The following is a 5,546-nucleotide window of genomic DNA, read 5'->3' as shown; positions in this document are numbered from 1 at the left end:
GTGTGGGGTGGGCCTTCGGTGAAGGGTTGTCCGGCGGCGTCCTACTCTCCCACCCCGTCTCCAGGGCAGTACCATCGGCGCTGAAGGGCTTAGCTTCCGGGTTCGGTATGGGACCGGGCGTTTCCCCTTCGCTGTGACCGCCGTAACTCTGTGAACCTGTCAACATCCTGGGCACCCTTTGGGGGGTGTGGTGTTGGTGGTTCGGGAACCGCACAGTGGACGCGTAGCAAAGTGTGTTGGTGTTGAAGTTGTCGGCTGATTAGTACCGGTCAGCTGCACGGGTCTTTCGTCCCCGCTTCCACGTCCGGCCTATCGACCCAGTGTTCTGCTGGGTGCCTCTCACCCCGTAGGGTATGGAAACCTCATCTTGAAGCAGGCTTCCCGCTTAGATGCTTTCAGCGGTTATCCCTTCCGAACGTAGCCAACCAGCGGTGCTCCTGGCGGAACAACTGGCACACCAGAGGTTCGTCCGTCCCGGTCCTCTCGTACTAGGGACAGCCCTTCTCAAGTTTCCTGCGCGCGCAGCGGATAGGGACCGAACTGTCTCACGACGTTCTAAACCCAGCTCGCGTACCGCTTTAATGGGCGAACAGCCCAACCCTTGGGACCTACTCCAGCCCCAGGATGCGACGAGCCGACATCGAGGTGCCAAACCATGCCGTCGATATGGACTCTTGGGCAAGATCAGCCTGTTATCCCCGGGGTACCTTTTATCCGTTGAGCGACGGCGCTTCCACAAGCCACCGCCGGATCACTAGTTCCGACTTTCGTCCCTGCTCGACCTGTCAGTCTCACAGTCAAGCTCCCTTGTGCACTTGCACTCGACACCTGATTGCCAACCAGGCTGAGGGAACCTTTGAGCGCCTCCGTTACATTTTAGGAGGCAACCGCCCCAGTTAAACTACCCACCAGGCACTGTCCCTGGTCCGGATCACGGACCGAGGTTAGACATCCGAAGCGGCCAGAGTGGTATTTCAACGTTGACTCCACCCGCACTGGCGTACGGGCTTCACAGTCTCCCACCTATCCTACACAAGCCGCACCGAACACCAATACCAAGCTATAGTAAAGGTCCCGGGGTCTTTCCGTCCTGCTGCGCGTAACGAGCATCTTTACTCGTAGTGCAATTTCGCCGAGTTCGCGGTTGAGACAGCGGAGAAGTCGTTACGCCATTCGTGCAGGTCGGAACTTACCCGACAAGGAATTTCGCTACCTTAGGATGGTTATAGTTACCACCGCCGTTTACTGGGGCTTAAATTCTGAGCTTCACCCCGAAGGGTTGACCCGTCCTCTTAACCTTCCAGCACCGGGCAGGCGTCAGTCCGTATACATCGTCTTGCGACTTCGCACGGACCTGTGTTTTTAGTAAACAGTCGCTTCTCCCTGGTCTCTGCGGCCGTCCACGCTCCCACCGCGAGGGTGTTCACGCTTCGGGCCCCCCTTCTCCCGAAGTTACGGGGGCATTTTGCCGAGTTCCTTAACCACGATTCTCTCGATCGCCTTAGTATTCTCTACCTGACCACCTGAGTCGGTTTGGGGTACGGGCGGCTAGAACCTCGCGCCGAGGCTTTTCTTGGCAGCATAGGATCACCCAGTTCGCGCTTGTGCGCTCACCGTCAGCTCTCAGCCTGTGTGTCTGGCGGATTTGCCTACCAGACGGCCTACGGCCTTGGACGTGGTCTACCATCGCCACGCCGGGCTACCTTCCTGCGTCACCCCTGTTAATACGCTTACCTACTACCGGTTCGGGTCCCGCGCGCCCCTGTCCGGTGGCCCCGAAGGGCCGGTGGACAGGTTTGGGCGGTTAGCATCACCGGGCTCGGTATGGGCGGTTCTTCGCCGGTAGGAGAATATCAACTCCTTGTCCATCGACTACGCCTGTCGGCCTCGCCTTAGGTCCCGACTTACCCAGGGCGGATTAACCTGGCCCTGGAACCCTTGGTCATTCGGCGGACGGGTTTCTCACCCGTCTTTCGCTACTCATGCCTGCATTCTCACTCGTGTGGGCTCCACCACTGGGTTCCCCCGCGGCTTCACTGCCCACACGACGCTCCCCTACCCACCTGCGCCTCTGGACCACGAAGGCCTGAGTTGAGCGCAGATGCCACGGCTTCGGCGGTGTACTTGAGCCCCGCTACATTGTCGGCGCGGAATCACTTGACCAGTGAGCTATTACGCACTCTTTCAAGGGTGGCTGCTTCTAAGCCAACCTCCTGGTTGTCTGTGCAACTCCACATCCTTTCCCACTTAGCACACGCTTAGGGGCCTTAGCCGGTGGTCTGGGCTGTTTCCCTCTCGACTACGGAGCTTATCCCCCGCAGTCTCACTGCCACGCTTCCACTTACCGGCATTCGGAGTTTGGCTGACGTCAGTAACCTTGTAGGGCCCATCGGCCATCCAGTAGCTCTACCTCCGGCAAGAAACACGTGACGCTGCACCTAAATGCATTTCGGGGAGAACCAGCTATCACGAAGTTTGATTGGCCTTTCACCCCTAACCACAGGTCATCCCCCAGGTTTTCAACCCTGGTGGGTTCGGTCCTCCACGCGGTCTTACCCGCGCTTCAACCTGCCCATGGCTAGATCACTTCGCTTCGGGTCTAGACCCAGCGACTATGGGCGCCCTGTTCGGACTCGCTTTCGCTACGGCTTCCCCACACGGGTTAACCTCGCCACTGAGCACTAACTCGCAGGCTCATTCTTCAAAAGGCACGCTGTCACCCCAACCAAGGAGGCTCCAACGGATTGTAGGCACACGGTTTCAGGTACTATTTCACTCCCCTCCCGGGGTACTTTTCACCTTTCCCTCACGGTACTGGTCCGCTATCGGTCACTAGGTAGTATTTAGGCTTAGCAAGTGGTCTTGCCAGATTCACACGAGATTTCTCGGGCCCCGTGCTACTTGGGATCCCCTTCGGGAGGCCACGCCATTTCGTCTACCGGACTCGCACCGTCTATGGTCCGCCTTTCAATGCGGTTCGACTATGACACGACTTTCTCACTCCCCGGCGGACTGTCAGATCCACCAGAAGGGTCCCACAACCCCGAACACGCAACGCCTGACAGCTTTACCACGCGCCCGGTTTGGCCTAATCCGCTTTCGCTCGCCACTACTCACGGAATATCTCTTCCTGTCGGTACTGAGATGTTTCACTTCCCGACGTTCCCTCCACACACCCTATATATTCAGGTGCAGGTCACACGACATGACTCGTGCGGGGTTCCCCCATTCGGAAACCCTCGGATCACAGCTCGTTTGCCAGCTCCCCGAGGCTTATCGCAGGCTACCACGTCCTTCTTCGGCTCCTAGTGCCAAGGCATCCACCCTGTGCCCTTAAAAACTTCAACAAAAACAACAAAACTGCAGAGAACCAAGAACCACACCCGAAGGTGTGTCTTGATCTTTACAAAGATGCTCGCGTCCACTGTGCAGTTCTCAAACAACCAACGACCCCGACCCCCACCAGACCCGCCTACCACCCCCACCCCTCCACGAAGGAGGACCAAGGACAGCGGTTCGTGGCCCGAGGACCGGCCCGTACCAGGCACCCCACCAACCGGTGGCCGGTGACCTGAGGACCCAACAGTGTGCTCGACAAGCCCCCCACCCCCCACCAGCGATGTTCCACCACCACCACACCCGACCCCGACACCCCCGAAGGGACGACCAGAGCCTGGCGGGCCGGCAGGTACTGACACCAGCGAAGACCAGGACGCTCTTTCGTCAATGTTCCACCCATGAGCAACCACCCACCACACGTGCGGCGATGGCGTGGCACCTGAACAACCCACCCACCAGCAAAGCCGGCCGGGCGAGTGTTGGTAGCTCCTTAGAAAGGAGGTGATCCAGCCGCACCTTCCGGTACGGCTACCTTGTTACGACTTAGTCCCAATCGCCAGTCCCACCTTCGACCACTCCCCCCGCGAACGGTTGGGCCATGGGCTTCGGGTGTTACCGACTTTCGTGACTTGACGGGCGGTGTGTACAAGGCCCGGGAACGTATTCACCGCAGCGTTGCTGATCTGCGATTACTAGCGACTCCGACTTCATGGGGTCGAGTTGCAGACCCCAATCCGAACTGAGACCGGCTTTTTGGGATTCGCTCCACCTTACGGTATCGCAGCCCTTTGTACCGGCCATTGTAGCATGCGTGAAGCCCAAGACATAAGGGGCATGATGATTTGACGTCATCCCCACCTTCCTCCGAGTTGACCCCGGCAGTCTCCCATGAGTCCCCGGCATAACCCGCTGGCAACATGGGACGAGGGTTGCGCTCGTTGCGGGACTTAACCCAACATCTCACGACACGAGCTGACGACAACCATGCACCACCTGTGCACGAGTGTCCAAAGAGACCACCATCTCTGGTGGCTTCCCGTGCATGTCAAGCCTTGGTAAGGTTCTTCGCGTTGCATCGAATTAATCCGCATGCTCCGCCGCTTGTGCGGGCCCCCGTCAATTCCTTTGAGTTTTAGCCTTGCGGCCGTACTCCCCAGGCGGGGCACTTAATGCGTTTGCTGCGGCACGGAACTCGTGGAATGAGCCCCACACCTAGTGCCCAACGTTTACGGCATGGACTACCAGGGTATCTAATCCTGTTCGCTCCCCATGCTTTCGCTCCTCAGCGTCAGTTGCGGCCCAGAGACCTGCCTTCGCCATCGGTGTTCCTCCTGATATCTGCGCATTCCACCGCTACACCAGGAATTCCAGTCTCCCCTACCGCACTCTAGTCTGCCCGTACCCGATGCAAGCTCGAGGTTGAGCCTCGAGTTTTCACACCAGACGCGACAGACCGCCTACGAGCTCTTTACGCCCAATAATTCCGGACAACGCTTGCGCCCTACGTATTACCGCGGCTGCTGGCACGTAGTTAGCCGGCGCTTCTTCTGCAGGTACCGTCACTTGCGCTTCTTCCCTGCTGAAAGAGGTTTACAACCCGAAGGCCTTCATCCCTCACGCGGCGTCGCTGCATCAGGCTTGCGCCCATTGTGCAATATTCCCCACTGCTGCCTCCCGTAGGAGTCTGGGCCGTGTCTCAGTCCCAGTGTGGCCGGTCGCCCTCTCAGGCCGGCTACCCGTCGTCGCCTTGGTAGGCCATCACCCCACCAACAAGCTGATAGGCCGCGAGCCCATCCCTGACCGAAAAACTTTCCAACCACCCCCATGCGAGGACGGCTCATATCCGGTATTAGCCCCGGTTTCCCGGAGTTATCCCGAAGTCAAGGGCAGGTTACTCACGTGTTACTCACCCGTTCGCCACTAATCCACCCAGCAAGCTGGGCATCATCGTTCGACTTGCATGTGTTAAGCACGCCGCCAGCGTTCGTCCTGAGCCAGGATCAAACTCTCCGTAAATGAACAACGCCCACCACCAGGACAAACCCAGCAGTGAACAATCCATACGAAGCGAACCCACCAGGGTTCACAAAACTGGCATCAACACGAAAGATGACATCATCTTCCGAAATCAACCAAAGGAATCCCAGACACAACCAACCACCCCACCCGACGGGCGAAGACGATCAGCCATGCCACAGGGACAAAAA

At 58.4% G+C, this 5,546-nt stretch carries 1 protein-coding gene and 3 rRNA genes; 1 reads left to right on the top strand and 3 read right to left on the bottom strand.

The window, feature by feature from the left end; all coding sequences use genetic code 11:
• Window positions 1-28 precede the first annotated feature (28 nt).
• The 3 genes from rrf to ACTJIY_RS20715 form a co-directional block, all read right to left on the bottom strand.
• A 5S ribosomal RNA gene (gene rrf / locus ACTJIY_RS20725) occupies window positions 29-145 on the bottom strand.
• A 94-nt stretch (window positions 146-239) separates the two neighbouring features.
• Window positions 240-3,347, bottom strand: a 23S ribosomal RNA gene (locus ACTJIY_RS20720).
• A gap of 486 nt (window positions 3,348-3,833) precedes the next feature.
• A 16S ribosomal RNA gene (locus tag ACTJIY_RS20715) occupies window positions 3,834-5,355 on the bottom strand.
• The 16S, 23S and 5S rRNA genes sit together here, the layout of an rRNA operon.
• Here ACTJIY_RS20715 and ACTJIY_RS20710 point away from each other — a divergent pair.
• Window positions 5,355-5,546, top strand: a 192-nt coding sequence (locus ACTJIY_RS20710) for a hypothetical protein (protein WP_440675392.1), incomplete at its 3' end; no start/stop codon positions are given. The two genes, ACTJIY_RS20715 and ACTJIY_RS20710, sit on opposite strands and share 1 nt — an antisense overlap.

Origin of the sequence: Cellulosimicrobium sp. 22598 (genome assembly GCF_052044445.1) — a bacterium.
GTDB classification, from domain to species: domain Bacteria; phylum Actinomycetota; class Actinomycetes; order Actinomycetales; family Cellulomonadaceae; genus Cellulosimicrobium; species Cellulosimicrobium cellulans_G.
Note: the sequence above shows the minus strand (reverse complement) of the source record. Positions and strands in the feature narration are given on the sequence as shown.